At 62.6% G+C, this 1,984-nt stretch carries 3 protein-coding genes; all 3 read right to left on the bottom strand.

What is annotated here, in order from left to right; all coding sequences use genetic code 11:
• Positions 1-669 (bottom strand): HU family DNA-binding protein (locus A2J03_RS14925; RefSeq protein WP_068375336.1); only part of this gene is annotated, 669 nt, incomplete at its 3' end.
• Positions 670-817: 148 nt separating this feature from the next.
• Entirely contained in the window at positions 818-1,435 is a 618-nt protein-coding gene (gene leuD / locus A2J03_RS14920; protein WP_068375334.1) for a 3-isopropylmalate dehydratase small subunit, read from the bottom strand.
• Between the two features lie 52 nt (positions 1,436-1,487).
• A partial coding sequence (locus A2J03_RS14915; protein ID WP_269455207.1) for an aconitase family protein occupies positions 1,488-1,984 on the bottom strand: 497 nt, incomplete at its 5' end.

Below are 1,984 nucleotides of genomic sequence, written 5' to 3'. Positions count from 1 at the left end.
CGTCTTCTTGGCCGCGGTCTTCGCCGGAGCCTTCTTGGCCGCTGCTGCAGTCGTAGTGGTCTTCTTGGCCGCGGTCTTCGCCGGAGCCTTCTTGGCCGCTGCTGCAGTCGTGGTGGTCTTCTTGGCCGCGGTCTTGGCCGGAGCCTTCTTGGCCACCGTCTTGCGGGCCGTCGTCTTGGCGGGAGCCGCCTTCTTGGCTGCAGTCTTCGCCGGAGCTGTCTTGCGCGGCGTCGTCTTGGCGGGAGCCGCCTTCTTCGCGGCCGCAGTGGTCTTGCGTGCGGTGGTCTTGACTGCTGCCTTCTTGGCGGCGGTCTTCTTCGCTGCCGCAGTCTTCTTGGCAGGAGCCGAAGCAGATCCACGCTTGACAGCAGGGCCGGTGGCGGGAAGCTTCTGGCCGCCCGCGATGACCGCCTTGAACTGAGCGCCGGGACGGAATGCCGGAACATTGGTCGGCTTCACGCGCACGGTCTCGCCGGTGCGGGGGTTACGAGCGACGCGAGCTGCGCGACGACGCTGCTCGAACACACCGAATCCCGTGATGGTGACGCTCTCGCCACGGTGGACGGCGCGCACGATGGTGTCGACGATGTTCTCGACAGCCTCTGTGGCGCTCCTCCTGTCAGACCCCAACTTCTCGGTCAGGGCGTCAATCAGCTCTGCCTTGTTCATGGATTTCCTCCGCAATATTGTGGCCCATCGTCGGACCGACTACTACAACGGTAAACCCCAAGACGTCAAGAGTCTATGAGCCACGCCAATTCTCATTCGGCGTGGCGGAATGATTTAGCGCCACAATGCGTGTCGGAGGACGAAATTGCTACCCCTCCGAGGGCTCCTCGATACGCCCGGGGAGGGTTGCAGGTTTCCATGACGGCCTTGACTTTTCGTACTCCGCAATGGCCTCTACCTGGCGTAATGTCAATCCGATGTCGTCCAGACCCTCCAGCAGGCGCCACCTGGTGTAGTCGTCAATGGCGAAGCGCACCACCAAGGTTCCAGCCGTCACCGTCTTCGCCTCCAGGTCGACGAGAATTTCCAAACCTGGCTGTTCCTCGAGAGCCTTCCAGATCAATTCGACGTCACTTTGGTCGACTTCGGCCGCCAGCAGACCGGCTTTTCCGGCGTTCCCGCGGAAGATGTCGGCGAACCGGGAGGCGATGACAACGCGAAAACCGAAGTCCGATAGCGCCCACACCGCGTGCTCCCGGGAGGACCCGGTTCCGAAATCGGGACCGGCAACGAGTACCGAACCCTTGTCGTACGGCGCGACGTTGAGGACGAAATCGGAATCGTTGCGCCACTCGGCGAAGAGTCCGTCCTCGAATCCCGTGCGCGTCACCCTTTTCAGGTAGACAGAGGGAATGATCTGATCGGTATCGACATTGGACCGCCGCAGCGGGACGCCGATTCCTTTATGCCGGGTAAAGGCTTCCATCGAAATATTCTCCTACGTTCGGCGGGTATCGGTACAGCTTCCAGAAGTTGGTCTAGTCAAGATCTGATGGGGACGACAACGTTCCGCGCACCGCAGTAGCGGCCGCCACCAACGGTGAAACCAGATGAGTCCGGCTGCCCTTGCCCTGGCGCCCCTCGAAGTTTCGGTTCGACGTCGACGCCGACCTCTCCCCCACAGCGAGCTGATCGGGATTCATACCGAGGCACATCGAACAGCCGGCCTGACGCCATTCTGCGCCGGCGGCCGTGAAAATCTCGCCCAGGCCCTCCTTCTCGGCCTGCGCTCGCACACGCATCGAACCCGGGACGATCAACATTCGGACACTGTCCGCGACGGTGCGGCCGTCGAGCACCTCGGCCACGGCGCGGAGATCTTCGATTCGGCCGTTGGTGCACGATCCGACGAACACCGTGTCGACGGATACCTCGCGAAGCGGCGTGTTCGCCTCCAGTCCCATGTACTGCAAGGCCTTCTCGGCGGCGAGCTTCTCGCTCTCGTCGACCATCGTGGCCGGATCGGGCACTCGAT

The sequence above is a fragment of the Rhodococcus sp. EPR-157 genome, assembly GCF_001647195.1.
In the GTDB taxonomy this organism is placed as follows: Bacteria; Actinomycetota; Actinomycetes; order Mycobacteriales; family Mycobacteriaceae; genus Rhodococcoides.
The sequence above is the reverse complement of the archived record's forward strand: the minus strand, read 5'-3'. Positions and strand labels throughout refer to the sequence as shown.